The following is a 22,725-nucleotide window of genomic DNA, read 5'->3' as shown; positions in this document are numbered from 1 at the left end:
TGGACCGCAAGGCGCTGCCCCCACCGGACGCCAGCCACCTGGGCGTGTCCTCCGCCTACGAGGCGCCCCGCAGTGAGCTGGAGCGCACGCTGGCCGCGCTCTGGCAGGAGGTCCTGGAGGTGCCGCGCGTGGGGTTGCACGACGGCTTCTTCGAGCTGGGCGGCAACTCGCTGCTGCTCGTGCAGGTGCACGGGCGGCTCAAGGCGGCGCTGGGCGTGGACGTCCCGCTGCTCACCCTCTTCCAGCACCCCAACATCAGCGCGCTCGCGGCCCAGCTTCGCCAGGCCTCCGAACCGCAGCCCACCCCCACCCCCGCCGAGGACGAGGCGCGCTTCGACCAGCGGCGCGCGCTCCTGCAGCGGCAGCACGGCCGCCGCCAGGGCCGCGACATCGACGACACCGACGACGGCGCCGAGGATGACCTTCCATGAGTGACACCACGACCTCCCCCGACGCCGCGCCCGAGGGTGTGGCCATCATCGCCATGGCCGGGCGCTTTCCCCAGGCGGCCACGCTGGAGCAGTTCTGGGACAACCTGCGCCAGGGCGTGGAGGCCCGGTCCGTCTTCACCGACGCGGAGTTGATCGCGGACGGCGCGGACCCGGCGCAGCTCTCCCACAAGGACTACGTGCGCTCCGGCTTCGTGCTGGACGACGTGGACCGCTTCGACGCGGGCTTCTTCGACCTGTCGCCGCGCGACGCGGAGCTGCTGGATCCGCAGCACCGGCTGTTCCTGGAGATCTGCTGGGAGGGCCTGGAGCGCGCGGGCTATGCGTCGCGAAGCTACGCCGGGCTGGTGTCCGTCTTCGCGGGCGCGGGCGCGTCGTCGTACCTGTACGCGCACCTGTTGCCGCGTCCGGACGTGATCCAGACCATGGGCTCGTTCCAGGTGGCCATCAGCAACGACAAGGACTTCCTGCCCCCGCGCGTGTCCCACAAGCTGGGCCTGCGCGGCGCGAGCATCGCGGTGCAGACGGCCTGCTCCTCCTCGCTGGTCGCGGTGCACCTGGCCTGCCAGAGCCTCTTGACGGGCGAGTCCGACATCGCGCTGGCCGGAGGCGTGTCGCTGTCCCTGCCGCAGCGCGCGGGCTACCTGTACCAGGAGGGCGCCATCGCCTCCCCGGACGGGCACTGCCGCCCGTTCGACGCGAAGGCGGCGGGCACGGTGCGCGGCTCGGGCGGCGGCGTGGTGGTGCTGCGCCGGCTGTCGGATGCGCTCAAGAGCGGCGACCGCGTGCTGGCGGTCATCCGCGGCTCGGCGGTCAACAACGACGGCGAGGCGCGCCTGGGCTACACCGCTCCCAGCGTGGAGGGCCAGACGGCCGTCATCGGCGAGGCGCTGGGCATCGCCGGCATCGCGCCGGAGACCGTCACCTACGTGGAGGCCCATGGCACGGCCACGCCGCTAGGTGACCCGATTGAAGTGGCGGCGCTCACGCGCGCCTTCACCGCCCGCTCCGAGGGCAAGCCGTCGTCTCCGGCGCGCTGCGCGCTGGGGTCGGTGAAGAGCAACATCGGCCACCTGGACGCGGCGGCGGGCATCGCCGGCCTCATCAAGACGGTGCTCGCGCTGCACCACCGCGAGCTGCCGCCCACGGTCCACTTCCAGCAGCCCAACCCGAAGCTGGACCTGGCGTCGGGCCCCTTCTTCATCAACGAAGCGCCGCGTCCCTGGGACACCGGTGGGCTGCCGCGCCGCGCGGGCGTGAGCTCGTTCGGCATCGGCGGCACCAACGCGCACGTCGTGCTGGAGGAGGCCCCTGCGCGGCCCGCGCCTGGCGCCTCCGCCGAGCGCCCGTGGCACCTGCTGACGCTCTCCGCGCGCAGCGCCCCCGCGCTGGAGGAGGCCACCGCGAAGCTGCACGCCTGGCTGGAGGCCCACCGCGACGCCCCGCTGGGCGCGGTGGCGCACACGCTCCAGGTGGGGCGCCAGCGCTTCGAGCACCGGCGCATGCTGGTGTGCCGCGACGCGGAGGAGGCAAGAGCGCTCCTGGCGTCGAAGGACGCGGCCCGCGTGCGCTCCGGCGTCGAGGAGTCCTCCACGCGCCCCGTGGTGTTCCTCTTCCCGGGACAGGGCTCGCAGTCGGCGGAGATGGGCCGCGAGCTGTACGCGTCCGAGCCGTCCTTCCGCAAGACGGTGGACGAGTGCTGCGCGAAGCTGACGCCGCTCCTGGGCATGGATCCGCGTGACGCCCTCTTCCCCGCGCCGGGCACGGACCGGGCGGCGGCGGACGCGCGGCTGTCGCGCACGGGCCTCACCCAGCCGGTGCTGTTCGTCATCGAGTACGCCCTGGCGCGGCTCTGGATGTCCCTGGGCATCACGCCGCAGGCCATGCTGGGCCACAGCGTGGGCGAGTACGTGGCCGCGTGCCTCGCGGGCGTGTTCTCGCTGGACGACGCGCTGGCGCTGGTCGCGGCGCGCGGCCAGTTGATGGAGGCGCTGCCCACCGGAGCCATGCTCTCCGTGGCCCTGCCGGAGGCGCAGCTGCGGCCGCTGCTGGGTCCCGCCCTGGCGCTTGCGGCCATCAACGCCCCGGATCTCTGCGTGGCGTCCGGCCCCGTGGAGCTCATCGACGCGCTGGAGGCCACGCTCGTCGCCCGGAAGGTGGAGTGCCGGCGGCTGCACACGTCGCACGCCTTCCACTCCGCGATGATGAACCCCATCCTGGACGCCTTCGGTGAGCGCGTCCGGAGCGTGAAGCTGTCGCGGCCCCGCCGCCCCTACGTCTCCAACCTCACCGGCACGTGGATCACCGAGAAGGAGGCCACCGACCCGCGCTACTGGGTGGAGCACCTGCGTCAGGCCGTGCGCTTCGCGGACGGCGTGCAGGTCCTGCTAGAGGATCCGGCGGCGGTCTTCCTGGAGGTGGGCCCGGGCACGGCGCTGGGCTCGCTGGTAAACCGGTGCGCGTCCGCGCGCCGCGGGGTGCTCGCGTCCCTGCTCCACCCGCGCGAGGGCGGCTCGGAGCGTCAGCGCTTCCTGGAGACGGTGGGCCGGCTGTGGATGGCCGGCGCGCCGCTGAAGCCCGCCGGACTGCACCCGCAGGAGCACCGCCGCCGGCTGCCGCTGCCCACCTACCCGTTCCAGCGCGAGCGCTACTGGATCGACCCGCCCGCCCGTGGCGCGTCGCCCGCGCTGGCCGCGACGACGCTCGCGGCCTCCGGGCCCGCGCGCCGGCAGGGCACGCTGGAAGACTGGTTCCACGTCCCCGGCTGGAAGCGGCTGGGGACGCCGAAGGCTTCGCGCACGCTGGCGCGCCTGCTGGTGCTGGGCGACGCGCGACTTGCTCCCGCGCTCGTGGACGCGGCCCGGGCCCAGGGCCTGGAGGCCGTGCTCGCGACCACGTCCAGGGAACTCCAGGCCCTGCTGGAGACGGCCCGGCCGGACCGGGTCGTCTACGTGGCGGACGTCGGCGGCTCGCCCTCCGACGAGTCCCTCGCGGTGCGGGACGCGGTGGACCACTTCCACGACGTGCTGCGCGTGGCCGCCGAGCTCAACGCCCGACCGGCCGAGACGCCCACGGAACTCATCCTGATCACGGCCGGCGCGCAGGACGTCACGGGCGACGAGTTGCTGCACCCGTGGAACGCGCTGCTGCTGGGTCCCGCGCGCGTGCTGCCCCAGGAGGCCCCCGCCTCGCTGCGCACGCGCGCCATCGACGTCAGCGCGGCGGAGGTGGGCACCGAGGCCCTGATCCGCTCGCTGGTGGACGAGGTGCGCGCGCAGGCCGGTGAGGCCGTCGTCGCGCTGCGCCGGGGCCGGCGCTGGACGGAGACCTTCGATCGCGTGGAGGCGCCCGATCCCGGCACCGGGCTCTTGCGTGATGAGGGCGTGTACCTCCTCACCGGCGGCCTGGGCCGCATCGGCCTGGCGCTGGCGGAGGAGCTGGGCACGGCCTTCCGGGCGCGGCTGGTGCTGGTGGGCCGCTCGGCCTTCCCGGCGCGGGCGGACTGGGAGACCTGGGTGGCGGGGCACGAGGAGGACGACGCGACGTCGCGCCGCATCCGCCGGCTGCTCGCGCTGGAGCGCCGGGGCGCGCAGGTGCTGGTGCTGCGAGCGGACGTGGGCCAGCCCCAGGAACTGGAGCGTGTGCTCGCCCTCACGCAGGAGCGCTTCGGCGCGCTCCACGGCGTCATCCACGGGGCCGGCAGTCTGGGCGTCAACGCGCACGTCCCCACGAGCGCGCCCGACGACGCGCGCCACGCGGAGCAGTTCGACGCCAAGGTGCACGGTACGCTCGTGTTGGAGCGAGCGCTGAGGGGCAGGGCCCTGGACTTCGTCCTCCTCCAGTCCTCGCTCGCGGCGGTGCTGGGCGGCGTGGGCTTCGCGGCCTATGCCTCCGCCAACCTCTTCCTGGATGCCTTCGCGGCACGCCAGGGCCGCGCGGACGGAACGCCGTGGCTCAGCGTGGACTGGGACGGCTGGAGCGAGGAGACGCTGGAGCCCCACACCCTGGCCCTCACCATGGCCGAGGGCGTGGCGGCCTTCCGGCGCGTGCTGGCGGGCGACACCCGGCGCTGGGTGGTGTCCACGGGTGACCTCGCCGCGCGGATCGCCACGTGGCGGGCTCCCGCGAAGGCGGCGGCCGGCGGTACCTCCACGGCGGGCGCGCACGCCCGGCCGGAGCTGGGCACGGGCTACATGGCCCCGCAGAGCCCGCTGGAGACGCAGTTGGTGGCGCTGTGGCAGGAGCTGCTGGGCGTGAGCCCCGTGGGCATCCATGACGGCTTCTTCGAACTGGGCGGCCACTCGCTGCTGGGCACGCAGTTGCTGTCGCGCGTGCGGGAGACCTGGCGCGTGGAGCTGCCCATCCGCGCCCTCTTCGAGACTCCCACCGTCGCGGGGCTCGCCCGGGCGCTGGAGGCCGCGCTCGGTGGCGCCGTGCCCTCCACCGTCGCGCCGGTGGCCGTGTCCAATCCCACCCCGTCGCGCGCGCCCCTGTCCTTCGCGCAGCAGCGGCTGTGGTTCTTCGAGCGGCTGGAGCCGGGCACGTCCGTCTACAACCTGCACACGATGCTGCGGTGCGACGGCCCGCTGGACGTAAGCGCCCTGGTGCGCGCGTTCGAGTCGCTCGCGGCGCGGCATGAAGCGCTGCGCACCACGTTCGTGGAGGAAGGCGAGCAGGTCTTCCAGCACGTGTCCCCGGCGTTGACGGTGGACGTCCCGGTGGACGACCTGCGCTCGCTGCCCCAGGCCGAGCGCGAGGCCGAGGCCCGGAGGCTCGCGGAGGCGGAGGGCCGCCGTCCCTTCGACCTGGCGGCGGGCCCGCTGCTGCGCACCCGGCTGTTGAAGCTGTCGGAGCGTGAGCACGTCGTCACCCTCACGGTGCACCACGGCGTCTTCGATGCGTGGTCGCTGGGCCTGTTCATCCGGGAGCTGGAAGCGCTCTACGCCGCGGCCCTGTCCGGCCGCACGCCCCAGCTTCCGCCCACGCCCCGGCCCTACGCGGACTTCGCGCGCTGGCAGCGCGAGCACCTGCGAGGCCCGGCGCTGGATGCGCTCGTCGCCCACTGGCGCACGCGGCTCGCGGGCGCGCCTCCCGCGCTGGAGCTGCCCACGGACTTCCCCCGTCCCGCCGTGCCCTCCTACGAGGGCGCGAGCCACCCGGTGCGCCTGTCCGCGCCGCTGACCCAGGCCCTCAAGGAGCTGGGCCGGCGGGAGAACGCCACCCTCTTCATGGTCCTGCTCGCGGGCTTCCAGGCGCTCTTGTCCCGGCACTCGGGCCAGGACGACGTCGTGGTGGGCACGCCCATCGCGGGCCGCAACCGCGCCGAGTTCGAGGGCACGGTCGGATTCTTCGTCAACACGCTCGCGCTGCGCACGCACCTGGCCGGCGCGGCGACGTTCCGCGCGCTGCTCACCCGCGTGCGCGACGTGACGCTGGACGCCTACGCCCACCAGGACATGCCGTTCGACAAGCTGGTGGAGGCCCTGGCGCCGCCGCGGGATCGCAGCCGCTCGCCGCTGTTCCAGGCAGTGCTCGCCCTCCAGAACGCGCCCATGCCCACGCTGGCGCTGCCCGGCGGGTTGACGCTGCGCTCGCTGCCGCCGCCGCCCGAGGCGGCCCGCTTCGACCTCAACCTGTCCTTCACCGAGACCGCCGACGGCCTGGACGGGGTGCTGCGCTACGCCACCGCCCTCTTCGCGCCGCGCACCATGGCCCGCGCCATGGACCACCTGACGCGCCTCCTGGAGTTCGCGGCGGCCCACCCGGACCGACCCCTCGCCGACGCGCCGCTCCTGGCGCCGGAGGAGCAGCAGGAGCTGGCGCGCCTTGAGCCGGGGCTCGCCGTACCTCCGTCGCCGCGCTCCGTGCTGGAGCGCCTGCGCGCCTGGGTGGAGCGCACGCCCGACGCACCCGCCGCGGTGATGGGCGAAACCCAGTTGAGCTTCCGGCAGCTCGCCCGCCGCGCCCGGAGCGTGTCGCGGGCGCTGGCCGACCGCGGCGTGGTTCGCGGCACGCCGGTCGCCGTGTTCCTGCCCCGCGCCCCGGAGCTGCTGGCCGCGCTGCTGGGCGTGTTCGAGGCCGGCGGCGCCTACGTGCCGCTGGATCCCGCCTACCCCGCCGACCGCGTGGCGTTCATGCTGGACGACGCGCGCCCGGGCGTGGTGCTCACCGACGCGGCGCACGAGGCCGCGCTCCCCGCCGCGTGGCGCGCCCGGTGCCTGCGCGTGGAGACGCTGGAGCCCGGCTCGAACGGCCCCGCGCCGGACGTCGCGCTCACGCCCTCGGACGTGTCGCACCTGGTCTTCACGTCCGGCTCCACGGGCCGGCCCAAGGGCATCATCTGCCACCACGCGGGCCTGCTGAACTACGTGGGCTACCTGGAGCGCACCTACGCCATCGGTCCCTCGGACGTGGCGCTCCAACTGGCGTCGGCGTCCTTCGACGCGTCGCTGCGCGACATGCTGTTTCCCGTGCTGATGGGCGCCCGCGTCGTCTTCGCCGAGGGCGAGCGCGGCCGCGATCCGGAGGCGCTGCTCGACACGGTGGAGCAGCACCGGGTGACGCTGCTGCCCAGCGTGGTGCCCAGCCTGCTGCGGCTGTTGCTGGCGGCGGCGGACGGGCGCCCGCGCGAGCTGCGCTCCGTGCGGCTGCTGCTGTGCAGCGGCGAGCGCCTGCTGGCCACCGACGTGACGCGGGCGCACGCGGTGTTCAGCGCGGACGCGCGCGTCGTCAACCAGTACGGCCCCACGGAGTGCACGCTGACCAGCACGTTCCACATCGCGTCCGAAGCGGACGCCACCGGCGTGGTGCCGGCGGGCCGGCCGCTCGACAACGCGGAGGCGGTGCTGCTGGATGAGCGGGGGGCCCGGGTGCCCCCGGGCGTGGTGGGCCACATCCACCTGGGAGGCCCGGGCCTGGCGCACGGCTACCTGGGCCGGCCGGACCTCACCGCGGAGCGCTTCGTGCCCCACCCGGCCCGACCCGGCGCGCGCCTGTACGCCACGGGCGACTACGGCCGCTGGCGCGCGGACGGCACCCTGGAGTTCGTGGGCCGGCGCGATGATCAGGTGAAGGTGCGCGGCAACCGCGTGGAGCTGGGGGAGATTGAATCCACCCTCACCGCGCACCCCGCCCTTCGCGCGGCGGTGGTGCTCGCCCTGCCCGAGCCCGACGGCGGCGCGCGGCTGGTCGCCTGCGTCGTCCCGCGCGAGGCGCAGGGCCCGAACGACGCGGAGCTCACCGCGTTCCTCGCCTCACGCCTGCCGGAGCCGATGCTGCCCTCCGCCTACCTCGTGGTGGAGGCGCTGCCGCGCACGCCCAACGGCAAGGTGGACCGCGCGGCGCTCGTGCCCGCCGCCACCCAGGCCCGTCGGCGCGGCGCCTCGGACGCCAGCGTCAGCGCTCCGCGCACACCCACCGAGGAGCTGGTCGCGGGCATCTTCGCGCAGCTGCTCCAGGTGGAGCGCGTGGGCGCGGACGGCCACTTCTTCGACCTGGGCGGCCACTCGCTGCTGGCCACCCAGGTGGTGGGCCGCGTGCGCGCCGTGATGGGCGTGGACGTGCCGCTGCGCGAGCTGTTCAACCACCCGACCGTGGAGGCCCTGGCCGCGCACCTGGACGCGCGGGCGCAGGGCCAGCGCGACGGCCAGGACGTGCCGCCGCTCGTGCCCGTGCCGCGCGACGCTCCCCTGCCCCTGTCCTTCGCGCAGAAGCGGCTGTGGGTGATGGACCGGATGCGGCCCGGCTCCCCGGCCTACAACATCTCCGGCGCCCTGCGGCTGAAGGGCGCGTTGGACGTGGCGGTGCTCCAGCGGTGCGTGGACGCCATCGTCCAGCGACATGAGAGCCTGCGCACCAGCTTCACCCTGGACGGCGACGAACCCGTGCAGCACATCCACACCGGCCTGCGGGTGCCGCTGGAGCTGGTGGACCTGAGTGCCCTTTCGCCCCAGGAGCTTGAGCCGGCGGTGCTCGCCCAGGTGATGACGGCGGCGGGCACGTCGTTCGACCTGGCGCGCGGCCCGCTGGTGCGCCTGGGTCTGGTGCGCCTGGCGGAGGACGAGCACGTCTTCACGCTCGTGCTGCACCACATCGTGTCGGACGGCTGGTCGCGCGGCATCCTCGTGCGCGACCTGATGGCGCTCTACGATGCCTTCAGCGCCGGCCAGCCCTCACCGCTGCCGGAGCCCACCGTGCAGTACGCGGACTTCGCCACCTGGCAGCGCGGCTGGCTGACGCAGGACGCGCGCGAGGCCCAGCTCACGTGGTGGCGTCAGCAGTTGGAGGGCGCGCCGCCCGCCCTGACGCTGCCGACGGACCGACCGCGCCCGGCCACGCAGAGCCTGCGGGGCGCCCACCACCGGCAGGTGCTGGAGCCCGCGTTGGTGGACGGCCTTCGCGCGCTGGGCCGCAAGGAGGGCGCCACCCTGTTCATGACGGTGCTGGCCGCCTACCAGGCCGTGCTGTCGCGCCTCACCGGCCAGGACGACATCCCCGTGGGCACCGACGTCGCCGGCCGCAACCGCGCGGAGACGGAGGGGCTCATCGGCTTCTTCGTCAACCAACTGGTGATGCGCGGCCGGCTCCAGGGCGACCCGTCCTTCCGCGCACTCGTGTCGCGTGTGCGGGAGGCGGCGCTGGGGGCCTATGCCCACCAGGACCTGCCCTTCGAGGAGCTGGTGCGCGCCCTCAACCCCGGCCGGGGACAGGGCACCACGCCGCTGTTCCAGGTGAAGCTGGCGTTGCAGAACATGCCCGTGCCCGCGCTGCGCCTGGGCGGCCTGTCCCTGAGCGGCGTCCACTTCGAGAACGCCCACTCCAAGTTCGACCTCACGCTCGTCCTGGAGGAGTTCGAGGGCGGGCTGGTGGCCATCTGGGAGTACAGCACCGACCTCTTCGACGCGGCCACCATCGCCCGGTGGGCGGACGCGTACGCGCGGGTGCTCCACGCGGTGGTGGAGACGCCCGAATTGCCCCTGTCCGCGCTGCCCGTCGTGTCCCCGGAGGAGCGCCACCGGCTGCTCGTCGCGTGGAACGCCACGGAGCAGGAGCTGCCCGAGGACAGCCTCGCGCACCGGCTGTTCGAGGCCCAGGCGCGCCGCACCCCGGATGCTCCCGCGGTGGCCTTCGACGGCGAGCCGTGGAGCTACGCGGAGCTGGACCGCCGCGCCAACCAGCTCGCGCACCACCTGCGCGCGCTGGGCGTGGGCCCCGAGCGCCGGGTGGCCGTGTGCCTGGAGCGTTCGCGCGAGCTGGTGGTGGCGCTCTTGGGCGTGCTCAAGGCGGGCGCCGCCTTCGTGCCGCTGGATCCGGGCTACCCCACCGAACGGCTCGCGCGGCTGCTGGAAGGCGCGGCGGTGGCGGTGCTCCTCACCGAGGAGCGCGTCCTGGACGAGCTGCCCCTGCATGCGGAGATCCCCGTGTGCCTGGACACCGACGCGGCCGCCATCGCGCGGCGCCCGGCGGACGCGCCCCCGGTGGCGCTGTCGCCGGACGCGCTCGCGTACGTCATCTTCACCTCAGGCTCCACCGGCCAGCCCAAGGGCGTGATGCTGGCCCACCGGGGCCTGTGCAACACAGCCCTCTCCCAGGCGCGCCTGTTCGACCTGGGCCCGGGAAGCCGCGTCCTCCAGGCCGCGGCGTTGGGCTTTGACGCGTGCGTGTCCGAGGTCTTCGCGACGCTCCTGGGCGGCGCGTGCCTGCACCTGGCGACGCGCGACGCGCTGATGCCGGGCGCGCCGCTGCACGGGCTCATCACCCGTGAGGCCATCACCGCGGTGACGCTGACGCCGCCGGTGCTGGCGCAACTGGAGCCGCGCGGGCTGGAGGGCCTGAGCACGGTCATCTCCGCGGGCGACGTGTGCACGCCAGAGCTCGCCGCCCGGTGGAAGCCGGGCCGGCGCCTGCTCAACGCCTACGGCCCCACGGAGGTCACCGTGTGCGCCAGCATGTCCGAGGACGTGCGCGTGGAGCGGCCGGACATCGGCCGGGCGCTGCCCAACACGCGGCTGTACGTGCTGGACGCGCAAGGGGCGCTGGTGCCCCCGGGCAGCCCGGGCGAGCTGTACGTCGCGGGCGTGGGCCTGGCGCGCGGCTACCTGGACCGGGCGGATCTCACCGCCGAGCGCTTCGTGCCCTCGCCCTTCGCCACCGTCCCCGGCGAGCGCCTGTACCGCACGGGGGACCGGGTGCGGCACCTGCCCGGCGGCGAGTTGGAGTTCGTGGGCCGGGCGGATCATCAGGTGAAGATCCGCGGCTTCCGCGTGGAGCCCGGCGAGGTGGAGGCGACGCTGGCGCGCGCGCCCGGCGTCCAGTCCCTCACCGTGGCCGCCCTCCCCGCGCCGTCGGGAGAGAAGCGGCTGGTGGCCTGGTTCGTCCCGGACGCGGACGCCCCTGCCACCGTGGAGGACCTGCGCGCCTTCGCCCGCGCCCGGCTGCCGGACGCGATGGTGCCCTCCGCGTGGAAGGCGCTGGACGCGCTGCCCCTCACGCCGCACGGCAAGGTGGACGTGCGCGCCCTGCCCTCGCCGGAGGCCGCGGGCCCGGACGAATCCCGCGCGCTCACCTTGCCCCGCACGCCCGTGGAGGAGTTGCTGGTGGAGCTGTGGAGCGAGCTGCTGGGCAGCGGACCGGTGGGCGTCGACCAGGACTTCTTCGACCTGGGCGGACACTCGCTCCTGGCCACCCAGGTGGCCTCGCGGGTGGGCGCCGTCTTCGGCGTCGCCCTGTCGCTGACGGACCTCTTCGCTCACCCGACCGTGGCCTCGCTGGCCGCGCGCATCGAATCCGAGGGCGGCCTGCGTCCGCCCGCACGGGAGCCGGTGCGGCCCACGCCGCCGCGCGACACGCTGCCCCTGTCCCCGCGCCAGCGCGTCTACTGGAACGTGGGCGACACGGCGCCCGGAGACCCGATGCACGCCTCGCCCGCCGCCTTCCGGCTGGAGGGCGAACTCAATCCGGCGGCGCTCCAACGCGCGCTGGCGGCGGTCCTCCAGCGCCATGACATCCTGCGCACGTCCTTCCCCCAGGGGCAGACAGGTCCCATCCAGCGCGTCGCGCCCACGGGCGAGGCCTTCCTGGACGCGGTGGACCTGACGCACCTGCCCCTGCCGGAGCGCGAGGTGCGGGCGCACGCGCTGCTGGAAGCCGCGACCCGCCAGCCCTTCGACATGGAGCAGGGGCCGCTCGTGCGCCTGCACCTGTTCACCCTCTCCTCCAGGTCCCACCTGTTGCTCGTCCACCAACACCACGCCATCACCGACCCCACCTCCACCTCGCTCTTCATGGAGGAGCTGGCAGCGGACTACCTCGCCGCGCACGAGGGCCCCATCCCCCCGCGCGCCGGCCCGCCGCTCCAGTACCGCGACGCCACCCTCTGGGAGCTGGACTGGCTCCAGGGGGACGCCGCGGAGGTCGCGCGCGCGTACTGGCGCATGCGGCTTTCAGGCCCGGTGGCCCCGCTGGCGCTGCCGTACGACTTCCCGGACGCGCGCGCGTCCTTCGCCAGCCGCGCGCTGTCGTTCCAGGTGCCGGAGGCGCTGGCGCGGGCCACCCACGCGCTGGGGCGCAAGGAGGGGGTGACACCCTTCCTGCTGGGGCTCGCGGCGTTCCAGGTGCTGCTCGGGCGCACCGCGCGCCAGGAGGACTTCTGCGTGGGCTTCTCGCACGCGGGCCGTCCGGCGCCGGAGCTGGAGCGGATGCTGGGCATGTTCGCGGGCTACGGGGTGGTGCGGGCGGACCTGTCCGGCGACCCCAGCTTCCGCGAGGTGCTGCGGCGCGCCCGCGAATCCTGGATGGGGGCGCACCAGCACCAGGGCCTGCCGGAGGAGGACCTCCTGACGCTGGTGCCGGAGCCCTGGCAGGTGGGCTTCTCCTTCACCCCGACGTCGCGGCCGGCACCCGACGCGGTGGCGGGCCTGACGGTGCGGCCCGTGGCACTGCACCGGGGCCACACGCGCCACCACCTGAAGCTCAACATCGTCGCCGGGCCCGAGGAGCTGGGCGGCTCGTTCGAGTACCAGGCCGCGCGCTTCGAGCCACACACCATCGAAGCGCTCCGGGACATGTTCCAGGAGGTGCTGACCGCGCTGGTGGAGGCGCCCGACGCGCCCCTGTCCACGCTGTCCGCCGCCCGGGAGTCCGCCCCACCGCGGGTCGTGGCCCCCAGCGAGGTGACGCGATGAGGCTCGTTCGCTTGCTCCTGAGCGCCTCCAAGGGAGGCGTCGCGCTGGCGGTGCTGTTCGGCCTGCTGTCCGGCGCGAGCCTCACCGCGCTCCTGTCGCTCATCATCCGGACGGTGGGCGGCCAGGGCGGCACCACGGCCCGGGAGGGCTGGACGTTCGCCGCGGTGGGCCTGCTGGCGCTCCTGACGCGCGTGGCGTCGCAGATGGTGTCCCACCGCCTGCAGTACGGCGTCATCACCCAGCTGCGGATGCGGCTGTGCCGTCAGCTGATGCTCGCGCCCCTGCGCGCGCTGGAGGAGCGCGGCTCGCACCGGCTGCTGGCGGTGCTGACGGAGGACGTGGCGGCGGTGAACATGACGCTCGTCATGCTGCCCACGTTGATCATCAACGTCTTCATCGTGGTGGGCAGCCTCGTCTACCTGACGTTCCTGTCCGGGTGGGTGATGCCGTGGCTGGTGGGCTTCATCGTGCTGGGCTACCTGACGTACCAGATGCCCACCATGCGCGCGCTGGCGCTGGCGGTGAAGTCGCGGCACCTGCACGACTCCATGTACGAGCACTTCCGCGCCATCACGGAGGGCATCAAGGAGTTCAAGCTGCACGACCGGCGGCGCGATGCGTTCCTGGAAGAGGAGCTGCTCCAGACGGCCTCCTCGCTCAAGGTCGCCCAGACGCGCACCAGCGACATCTTCGCCGCGGCGGCCAGTTGGGGCCTGTTCCTGTTCTTCGTCTTCATCGGCACGCTGCTCTTCGTCGTGCCCCACATCACCAGCGTGTCGCACGAGGCGGTGGTGGGCTACACGCTGGTCATCCTGTACCTGCAGCAGCCCCTCCAGAACATCATGGACTGCACGCCCAACCTGAACCGGGGCGCGGTGGCGCTGAACCAGATTGAAGCGCTGGGCGTGTCGCTGATGCAGGCGCACGAGCCGGCCCACACGCCGCTGCTCGCGGAGCCCCGGAGCTTCTCGAGCGTGGAGCTGGTGGGCGTCACCCACAGCTACCTGCGCGAGCGCGAGGACAGCCACTTCACCGTGGGCCCGGTGGACCTCACGCTCGTGCCGGGAGAGATTGTCTTCCTGGTCGGGGGCAACGGTAGCGGCAAGACGACGCTCGCCAAGGTGATGACCGGCCTGTACGCGCCCGAATCCGGCGAGCTGCGCCTGGACGGCGAGAAGGTGGCCCCCGAGGCGCTGGGGCGCTACCGCCAGCTCTTCGGCGCGGTGTTCTCCGACTTCTACCTCTTCGAGCGGCTGATGGGCCTGGGCGACGAGCCGCCCGGCCCCCGCGCGAAGCCCTACCTGGACAAGCTCCAGCTCGCGCACAAGGTGACGCTCCAGGGCGACCGGCTTTCCACGACGCGGCTGTCCCAGGGCCAGCGCAAGCGGCTGGCGCTGCTCACCGCGTACCTGGAGGACCGGCCCATCTACCTCTTCGACGAGTGGGCCGCGGATCAGGATCCGGAGTTCAAGGAGGTCTTCTACCGGCAGCTGCTCCCGGAGCTGAAGCAGCGGGGCAAGACGGTCATCGTCATCTCCCACGACGACGCCTACTTCGGCGTGGCGGACCGGCTCCTGCGACTCCAGGATGGACAGCTGCTGGGCGCCTCGCACGAGTCCCCCGCGCGCAAGGTGGCGTCGTGACCGTCCACCGCCGTGCGCACCCACCCTCTTTCGCGGCCTGAGCGAGCCCCTCCCCCATGGCAACCATCCTCATCGCGCCCTATCCCAGCCACGGCCACGTCAACCCCACGCTGAAGCTGGCCCGGTCGCTGCGCGAGCGCGGCCACCGCGTGCTCTACGCAGGCCCGCCGGACGCGCGCGAGCTGGTCCTGCGCGCCGGCTTCGAGTTCTTCCCCGTCCTGGAAGCCCACCTCCCCGTAGGCAGCTTCGACGCCTTCGGCGCCAAGGGCTTCATGGAGCACGTGCGCAAGCTGCGCGCATACACGCGGCGCATCGACTCGGCGCTGCGGGGGATTGGCGACGGGGAGCTGGACGACCTCTTCGAGCGCACGAAGCCGGACCTGGTGGTGTGCGACTGCATGCTGCCCTACCCCGCCCTGGTGGCTCACGGCCGCGACGTTCCCGCCGTGTTCTTCTGCGGGACCATCCCCCGGGAGTTCATCCACCCGTTCCTCGCACGCCCCCCGACCACGTTCGGGCGCCGCATGCGGGCCTTTGTCGTGGGCGCGCTCCTCTCCTTGATGGCGCTGCTGGGCGTGGCCCCCCGCATGCGCAAGCACCACGCGCGCATCGCGCGCCGCTACGGCTATCCCGTGGAGCAGCTTCCGACGGAGCCCGAACCCATCCTCGTGCGCGGCCTCCCCGAGCTCATCCTCGCCCCACGCGAGTTCGCGGAGCCGTCGGGCCACATGGACTCCCAGTACCTCTACGTGGGGCCCAGCATCGACCTGGACCGGCCTCCCACCGACTTCCCCTGGGAGAAGCTGGCGCAGGACAAACCCCTGGTCCTCTTCTCGCTGGGCGGCATGGGCGGCTACAACCGGACGCTGGAGCAGCGGGTGCTGGAGACGGTGTTCGCGGCGGCCCGGGCCCGGCCCCAGTGGCAGTTCGTCTTCGCGGTCAACCCCACCCACGAGGCGCGCGACTTCGAGGCCGACAACGTGGTGGCGGTGAAGCACGCGCCACTGCTCCAGTTGCTGGGGCGGGCCTCCGCGGTCATCACCCACGGCGGCTTCAACACCGTGAAGGAGTGCATCCACTTCGGCGTGCCCATGGTGGTCATCCCGCTCGCGTTCGACCAACCGGCGGTGGCGCGGCAGGTGGAGCTGCGGGGGTTGGGCGTGCACTGCCCGCCCCGGGAGCTGGAGGTTCAGGGCCTGCTGCGTCACCTGGACTCGCTGATGACGGAGCCCCGGTGGCGCGCGACCGCGGAGGCCATGCGCGCGCGCTTCCACGAGGCCGACCGCGAGGCGCCCATCGCGGACGCCGTCGAGGGGCTCCTGCGAAAGCCGCGAGCCGAGGACGCGCGGCTCGCGTCAGCGGACTCCGGGCGCTGAGCTGGAAGGCCCGGCGCCCGTCGGCCTCGAAGACGAGCGCCTCCACCCAGGCGGTGCGCCAGTGCTGGTGCTGGAAGGCTCAGCGCCCTTCAGTCTCGAAGACGAGCGCCTCCACCCAGGCGGTGCGCCAGTGCTGGTGGAAGTGCTTCACCAGCACGTCGTCGCAGACGGCATTCGCCACCGCCGCCAGCGCCGTGGCCTGATGGCGCGGCGTGCGCAGCTCCGCCGGGTCCGGCAGCTTCGCCAGCACCTCCGTCGGCCGGAAGCGCAGCTCCAGCAGCTGACGCTCCGCCCCCTGCTCCGCCGCCACCCGCTTCTGCGCCGCCTGCGCCAGCAGGCTTTTGGGCGGGAACCACAGGAACAGCGCGGGCAGCAGGTCTGTCCCCGACGCACCGGTGCCAGCCCCGCCTTTCTGGGCCGCCTCCGCCAGCGTCACCCAGTGCTTCAGCGGCACCTGGCGGCTGGAGATGGCCATGAAGCCCGCCAGCAGCGCCCCGGACGTCAGCGCCTCGTGGTGCCCCTCCTCCCGCCTCCCCGCCTCCACGTCGTAGCCCGCGTGGAACAGCCCCACCTCGCCGTCGTACAGGAAGGCGAAGTGCATCGCCTCGCGCAGCGCGTGCGCTCGCGCCTCCAACCCCCTCAGCCCCGCCTCCACCGCCTCCTCCAGCGGACCCGAGCGCGCCGCCTGGAGCCCTCCCTCCACCACCACCAGCGCCGCCGCCAGCATGCCGCTCTCCTCCGGCAGGATGCGCCTCGGCGATACCGGCTGGCGGTCCGCGGCCGTGTAGCGCGACAGGAAGTGCCCGTGGTGCCGCTCCAGCCCTTCGAGGAGCTGGAGCACCTGGCGCGTCTGGACCTCCAGCTCGCCAGGCGTCAGGTGGCCCAGGTGGAAGGCGCTCAGCGGCGCCACCAGCCTCAACGCCAGGTCCGTGGGGGTGAACTCCCGCGCCTCCTCCGTCGCGCTGACCTGGCGGTACTGCTCCCAGGCCTGACGCGCCAGGGCGCGCAGCCGCTCCACTTCCTGGGGCGGAACCTCGCGGGCCAGCCGCTTCGTCGGGGCCCGGAGGCTCATCACCACCAGGGGGATCCACGCCAGGAGGAACGGCGCCGCCCAGGGCAGGGCGTGGGGCGCACGCCACGCCAACACCACCGCGAACAGGGGCGACATCACCAGTCCGCCCCACACCTCCGGGAGCGCGAGCGCCCCCCAGCTCTTCGTCCGCTGATTGGACTGCGCGTACGTCGTCCACTCCAACATCCGACTGCGGTCGAACACGAGTCCGTACAGTGCACGCGAGATCGCATCCAGGTACACCGCCGTCATGGGCAGCAGCGCGCAGAGCGACAACAGGGTCATCGCCACCAGCACGGGCACCAGCCGCACCACCGCGCCCAGGCCCGCGCCGAACGACCGGGCGCGCCACACGGTGATCATCGTCCGCTTCACGGGCTCGATGAGGGCGTCGCGGCAGGCCCACAGCGTGGCCCAGAGCGTCCACCACCCCGCCCCCAGCTCCGGCAGCAACCACCAGCCGTAGACGAGCGTCGCGACCGACAGCGGTTGGCCCAGGTTCCGGAGCAGGTCCACCGCCAGCCGCAGCCGGTAGAAGGCCTTGAGGGTGTTGGGCACGCGGCTGCCATCGCGCATGGGCACGCGGGGGAAGACCCACGGCAACAGCTGCCAGGTGCCCCGGGCCCAGCGGTGCAGCAGCCGAGCGAAGACGGCGTGGCCTCCGGGCTCGGCCTCGAAGATCTTGATGTCGTGGCCGTACGCCACGCGCGAATACATGCCCTCGATGAGGTCGTGCGCGAGGATGTGATCCAACGGCAGGCGCCCCTCCAGGGCACGAGAGAAGGCCTCCACGTCGTAGATGCCCTTGCCGTGGAAATCCGACGTCCCGTAGGCGCGCTGCAACAGCCCCCAGTACCCCTCTCCATGGGGCTTCAGCTTGCGGTCCATCAGCAGGGAGGTGGAGCGCCGGCCGTTCAACAGCCACATCTCCCGCGTGGGCGCGAACTCATAGGCGGGCTGGAGGATGGAGTAGCCGGCCACCACGCGCTGGCCCGAAGCATCGAAGCGCGCGCGGTTGAGCGGGTGGTGCAGCGTGCCCATCAGCACGCCCGCGCCTCCGGGCAGCAGGTGCGTGTCCGCGTCCAGCGTGATGACGTAGCGCACCGTGCGCACCACCTCCGGCACCGCGCTCACGTAGCTGGTGTCCGTCGCCCCTCGCACCAGTCGGTTGAACTCCTCCAGCTTGCCCCGCTTGCGCTCCCAGCCCATCCACAGGCGCGCGACCGGGTTCCACCGCCGCTCCCGGTGCAGGCAGAAGAAGCGCGGAGGGCCGCCCGCCGCGTGCCGCGCGTTCAAGGCCTGGATGCCCTCCTCCAGCCTGCGCACCAGCGCTTCTTCTCCGGGCAGGTGCTGCTGATCCGCGTCCCGGAAGTCCGTCAACAGCGCGAAGAAGACCTCCGGCTCCAGGTTGCCCAGGGCGTTGATCTCCAGCATCCGCAGCTGCTCATCCACCTGCTCGGCGCCACCGATGAGCACCGGAGTGACGACCATGGTGCGCGTCTCGGGGGTGAACACGCGACGCGGATCCAACCGGGGCAGCGACCGCAGCGGCCCCACCAGCAGGGACAGCACCTCGGTCATCCGGTCCTGGAGGAAGACCAGCAGCGCCAGCGCGACCACCGCCTCCAGGCCCAGCCGCCGCCCAAGGTCGATGCCGTACCCCGCGAGCACCCGATCCCCCAAGAGGAGCACCAGCGGCAACACGACGACCGGGGTGAGGACATAGAGCGTCTCCGAGTGCGAGCGCACCGCGCGGGACAAGCGCGTCCAGGCGGAGACGCGGCAGCCCAGGCGGGCCTCCAGCACCGGGCGTCCCTCCGCCAGCAGGTGCGTGCCCACGTGCCGGGCGCGTCCGTCCCCGGCGGGCTGCTCCGCGCTGAGCCGCACGGCCTCGCGCGCCACCTCCACCAGCGTCTTGCCCGAACCCGCCGCCAGCTCCCGGCAGGCCTCGCGGTAGCGCTCGCGGGTCGCGTCGTCCAGGAGCCCGTAGGCCCCTTCCGGCTCCTGCGCGAGCACCGCGTCCAGCGCCTGGAGCGCTTCGGCGTCATGCCCGGCGGGCGGCGGGGAGGTGGCGGCCCGGACATTCGTCGTGGTGGGGGAAGACATGCGACCTCGCGAGAACAGGAAGACCCAGGGCCTGCCGGGACGAAAGAAGTCCCGACGAAAGACAACAGCGATGCATCAGTTACCCGGTGGCATGGACATGCGCATCGCCGGGCAGCCGTGAGGCGCGTCGGGCGAGGAAGTCCTCGATGGCGCCCGCCGCGCCCGGACCGGCCTCCGCCCGCCGGAAGTGCTCCCGCAGCTTCATGCACGCGTCGCGGTAGGACTGCGTGCCCAGCACGTCGTCGAGCGCGGCCACCAGGCGCTCGGCGGTGACCTCACGGGGAGCCAGCACGCGCCCCACCCCGTGCATCTCCACCAGCCGCCCGATGTCCGGCTGGTCGAACTGCAACGGGATGGCGACCATGGGCACCCCGAACGCGATGCACTCCTTCACGCTGTTGGTGCCCGCGTGGTTCACCATCACCGCCGCGCGGCGCAAGAGCCCCAGCTGCGGAGCGATGCGCACCGCCACCACATTGTCCCGCGCCGGGAAGGACGCGGGGTCGAAGGTGGACCCCACCGCGATGACGAATCGCCAGTCCGGCCGCAGGGCCGCCGCGTCGAACGCGGCCTGGAGCAGGCGCCGGTGGTGTGGCGAGTTGCCCGCCAGCGTCCCCAGCGCGAAGGACACCAACGGACGCCCGTCCTCCAACTGCTCCCAGGGGAAGTCCGCCTCCTGGCGCTCCAGGTCGATGCACGGCTCGGTGAAGCAGTACTCGCCCGGCGCGCCCTTCACACGCGCCTCGACGAACTCGCGCGGGCACAACAACAGCTCCGGCGACAGCGCCCGCTCCAGCGCCAGCTGCCCACGCTCCCGGCGCAGCGGGTAGCCGTGCTTCTTCGCCAGCACCTCCAGCGACGCGCGCAGGCGCGGCAAGAGCCCCAGCGCCACCAGCAGGCCCTCGAAGGGAATGGCCGCCCCGCGCCCGGGCCCGCGCTTCGCCCCGGCCGGCAGCGGGATGAACTCCGGCGGCACCGTCACGTTCATCTGGAGGACGGGCAGCTTGAGCCCGTGCCCCAGCACCGCCAGGTGGCGCAGCTTCTCATCGCACACGAGCAGCTCCGCGCCCACCTCGCGCAGCACGCCGTCCAGCTCCCCCGCCTCCAGCCGCCGCAGCACCTGGTTGAGGGCCAGCACCTGGGTTCGTAAGAACCCAAGCAGGCTCAGGCCCTTCAGCCGCGACGCCGCCCCGCGCAGCTCGGCCACCCGGCCCTTGGGAAGCACGTCCCCGAACACCGCCCGGAAGTCGAAGCCCTCCGCGCGCACCTCGTCCTCGATCTCCGGGATGCCCAGGTACACCACCCGGTGCCCCGCACGTTGCAGCGACCGCGCCAACCGCAGGCTCGGGTTGACGTGCCCCGGCACGGGAAGGGGGGCGATGACAATCGTGAACATCCACAGACCGTAAACAATTTTTCCAGTTTATATTGTAAAATCTGCTAACACGGACAGAAGCGAGGAGTCTCCCATGAGCGTCAACCGCGCGAATCTCGTTTCAGGTGTTCCGGAGGCTGGGACCTGGCGGGCCCTGCTGGGGGTGGTGGGTGGGCTGGGGCCGCTGGCGTCGGCGGAGTTCGTGAAGACCCTCTATGAGGTCCACGGCTTCGCGCGCGAGCAGGCCGCCCTGCGCTGTGTCCTGTTGTCGGACCCGCGCGTGCCGGACCGGACCGAGGCCATCCTCAGTGGGAACGAGGCGGAGGTGGGCGAGTGGCTGGTGGACGCGCTGGAGCGGCTGCGGGAGTTCGGCGCGCAGCGCTTCGTCATCGCGTGCGTCACCATGCACCACTTCCTGGACCACGTGCCGGCGCACCTGCGCTCGCGGGTGGTGTCGCTGGTGGACCTGACGGTGGAGCAGCTGGCGGCCTCCGGGGGCCGGTGGCTGATGCTGAGCACGCTGGGCACGCGCAGCGCGGGGGTGTTCCAGCGCCATCCGCGCTGGCGCGAGGTGGAGGCCCACGTGGTGTGGCTGCGGGACGAGGACCAGGCGCGGCTGCACGAGGTCATCTACCGGATGAAGCAGCACGGGGACGCGGGCGAGGTGCGGGCCCTGTGCGAGCAGTGGCTGGGGGCCGACGGGTACCGCGCGGACGGCTTCATCGCGGGGTGCACGGAGCTGCACCTGCTGACGCGGCACCTGTACCGCGAGGCGCCGGAGCGGCCCCTGCGCAGCATCGACCCGCTGTTCCTCGTCGCCCAGCGCGCGCCCGCGCTGCTGGCCGTCACCCGGGGGGCCATGTCCCTCAAGGACGTGACCTCCCATGCGACCCCTTCCGTGGGGGGGGGCACGCATGAGGTGTCCGTCATGGGCGCGGACGCTGGCGCGGCTGGACCCCTTGCTCCTTCAGCGCTGTCACCTGGAGGAGGCCCGCGCATCGAAGCCTCGGGGTGAAACCCGGATCGAGCGCGAAGCCCTTCTGGGGCCCCAGGATTCCAAGCAGTATGGACGCACATGACGATCCAACGATGGACGCTGGTGCTGCTGCTGGGTTGGGGGCCGCTGGCCTTCTCCGCACCGGATAAGGTGGATGCCTTCCTGCGGGCGGAGATGGCTCGCAATCACATCCCCGGCGCGGCGGTCGCGGTGATCCGTGACGGCAAGGTCATCAAGCAGCAGGCCTACGGCACGGCGAACCTGGAATGGAGCGCCCCGGCGACGACCCGCTCCGCGTTCCAGATTGCGTCGGGCACCAAGATGTTCACCGCGGTGCTGCTGATGGACCTGGTGGGACAGGGGAAGATCCGCCTCGACGATCCCATCTCCCAATACATCCCGGACAGTCCTGCATCCTGGAGCAAGATCACGGTGCGCCAGCTCGCCAGCCATACGTCTGGATTGAAGCCGGGGCCACCGAACGCCGAGATCGCCAGCGTGGCGTCAGCCGTCGAGGAAGCGAAGAAGCGTCCCCTTGCGTCCGCACCCGGTGAAAAAGCGGCCTATGGGTCCGACGACTTCACGATCCTGACCCACCTGCTGGAGAAGGTTGGTGGCGCCCCCTACCGACAGCTTCTCCGGGACCGCATCACCACACCGCTGGGCATGTCGAACACCCGTTTCGACAATGCCGCCAACGACGCGGAACACATCGTCCTGACCAGCGACGTGGTGCCGGGACGCGTGTCCACCTACCAGTGGCAGGGCGACCACCAGCAGCAGTATTGGTTCGTGTATCCGCATTACACCCTGGCGGCCGGCGGCCTCTTCTCCAGCATCACGGACATGTCCAGGTTCATGAGCGCGCTGATGACCGGCAAGCTGTTGAACGCCGAGCTGCGCGCCGCCATGTGGACTCCAGCCCCGCTCAACGATGGTGCGGCTGGGAGCTTCGCTGTCGGATGGACCGTGGGCCGCTATCGGGGCCGTGCCAACGTCGGCCACAGTGGTGGTCCCGCGCTGTCAGACACCGTCTACTTCCCGGACGACAAGCTGGCCGTGATCGTGCTGACGAACCAGCGGAAGCTGTCACCGAACCTGGCTCACGGCGTGGCGAACTTCTACCTGCCGCCGCCTCTCTTCCTGAACGAGACCGGCATCACCGACTCGAATCCCGCTCGAACCGCGTCGCTGAAGCCGGTCCTGGCGACGCTGGCCAAGGGAACGGCCGAGGCGAGCCACTTCACCTCTCCCGCCAGGGAAGACCTCGCGGAGATGAACGAATGGATGGCCGGCCGCCTCGGTGGATTGCCTCCCCTTGGCCGTCTGGTCCTGCTGAGCGAGTCAACGGACCACAAGACGCGAACCTATCGCGCCGTGTATGGCAATGATTTGACACAGCGTTGGACCGTCACCTTCGATCCGGCCGGACTCATCGCGGAGGTCGAAGTCACGGATGAATAAAAGGGCTCAACGGCCCGGGCCCGGCCTCCGCTTCGCACATTTTCAAGCCTGCTCGCTCTCG

8 protein-coding genes are annotated in these 22,725 nt (G+C 72.7%); 6 read left to right on the top strand and 2 right to left on the bottom strand.

The genetic code is table 11. The features are described from left to right. The 4 genes from OV208_RS41190 to OV208_RS41175 form a co-directional block, all read left to right on the top strand. Positions 1-431: phosphopantetheine-binding protein (locus OV208_RS41190; protein WP_267579460.1), on the top strand; the 431-nt coding region annotated here is incomplete at its 5' end. After that, complete coding sequence (locus OV208_RS41185) at positions 428-12,631, top strand: non-ribosomal peptide synthetase/type I polyketide synthase (RefSeq protein WP_267579459.1); 12,204 nt, start codon at positions 428-430, stop codon at positions 12,629-12,631. The genes OV208_RS41190 and OV208_RS41185, both read left to right, overlap by 4 nt. Then, positions 12,628-14,274 carry a cyclic peptide export ABC transporter gene (locus OV208_RS41180; RefSeq protein WP_267579458.1) on the top strand — a complete coding sequence of 549 codons (1,647 nt, stop codon included), beginning with the start codon at positions 12,628-12,630 and terminating at the stop codon, positions 14,272-14,274. Before OV208_RS41185 ends, OV208_RS41180 begins: the two co-directional genes overlap by 4 nt. 56 nt (positions 14,275-14,330) lie before the next feature. Continuing rightward, complete coding sequence (locus OV208_RS41175) at positions 14,331-15,650, top strand: glycosyltransferase (protein WP_267579457.1); 1,320 nt, start codon at positions 14,331-14,333, stop codon at positions 15,648-15,650. A 79-nt stretch (positions 15,651-15,729) separates the two neighbouring features. Here OV208_RS41175 and OV208_RS41170 read toward each other — a convergent pair whose 3' ends face one another. Continuing rightward, positions 15,730-18,828: a hypothetical protein gene (locus OV208_RS41170; protein ID WP_267579456.1), complete on the bottom strand. Its 3,099-nt coding sequence runs from the start codon at positions 18,826-18,828 to the stop codon at positions 15,730-15,732. Between the two features lie 79 nt (positions 18,829-18,907). Continuing rightward, positions 18,908-20,224, bottom strand: coding sequence for a nucleotide disphospho-sugar-binding domain-containing protein (locus tag OV208_RS41165; protein ID WP_267579455.1), 1,317 nt, complete (start codon positions 20,222-20,224; stop codon positions 18,908-18,910). A gap of 73 nt (positions 20,225-20,297) precedes the next feature. Here OV208_RS41165 and OV208_RS41160 point away from each other — a divergent pair, with 73 nt between their 5' ends. Both OV208_RS41160 and OV208_RS41155 read left to right on the top strand, forming a co-directional pair. Then, positions 20,298-21,218, top strand: coding sequence for an aspartate/glutamate racemase family protein (locus OV208_RS41160; protein ID WP_267579454.1), 921 nt, complete (start codon positions 20,298-20,300; stop codon positions 21,216-21,218). 60 nt (positions 21,219-21,278) lie between these two features. Continuing rightward, complete coding sequence (locus OV208_RS41155; protein ID WP_267579453.1) at positions 21,279-22,664, top strand: serine hydrolase domain-containing protein; 1,386 nt, start codon at positions 21,279-21,281, stop codon at positions 22,662-22,664. Positions 22,665-22,725: the final 61 nt, after the last annotated feature.

This window comes from Corallococcus sp. bb12-1 (genome assembly GCF_026626765.1).
Classification (GTDB): domain Bacteria; phylum Myxococcota; class Myxococcia; order Myxococcales; family Myxococcaceae; genus Corallococcus; species Corallococcus terminator.
This window is presented reverse-complemented; position numbering and strand designations above follow the sequence as displayed.

Excerpts from the sequence above, each read along its gene's own strand:
- OV208_RS41185 (WP_267579459.1), top strand. The coding sequence starts at position 428 with ATGAGTGACACCACGACCTCCCCCGACGCCGCGCCCGAGGGTGTGGCC.
- OV208_RS41180 (WP_267579458.1), top strand. The coding sequence starts at position 12,628 with ATGAGGCTCGTTCGCTTGCTCCTGAGCGCCTCCAAGGGAGGCGTCGCG.
- OV208_RS41175 (WP_267579457.1), top strand. The coding sequence starts at position 14,331 with ATGGCAACCATCCTCATCGCGCCCTATCCCAGCCACGGCCACGTCAAC.
- OV208_RS41170 (WP_267579456.1), bottom strand. The coding sequence starts at position 18,828 with ATGTCTTCCCCCACCACGACGAATGTCCGGGCCGCCACCTCCCCGCCG.
- OV208_RS41165 (WP_267579455.1), bottom strand. The coding sequence starts at position 20,224 with ATGTTCACGATTGTCATCGCCCCCCTTCCCGTGCCGGGGCACGTCAAC.
- OV208_RS41160 (WP_267579454.1), top strand. The coding sequence starts at position 20,298 with ATGAGCGTCAACCGCGCGAATCTCGTTTCAGGTGTTCCGGAGGCTGGG.
- OV208_RS41155 (WP_267579453.1), top strand. The coding sequence starts at position 21,279 with ATGACGATCCAACGATGGACGCTGGTGCTGCTGCTGGGTTGGGGGCCG.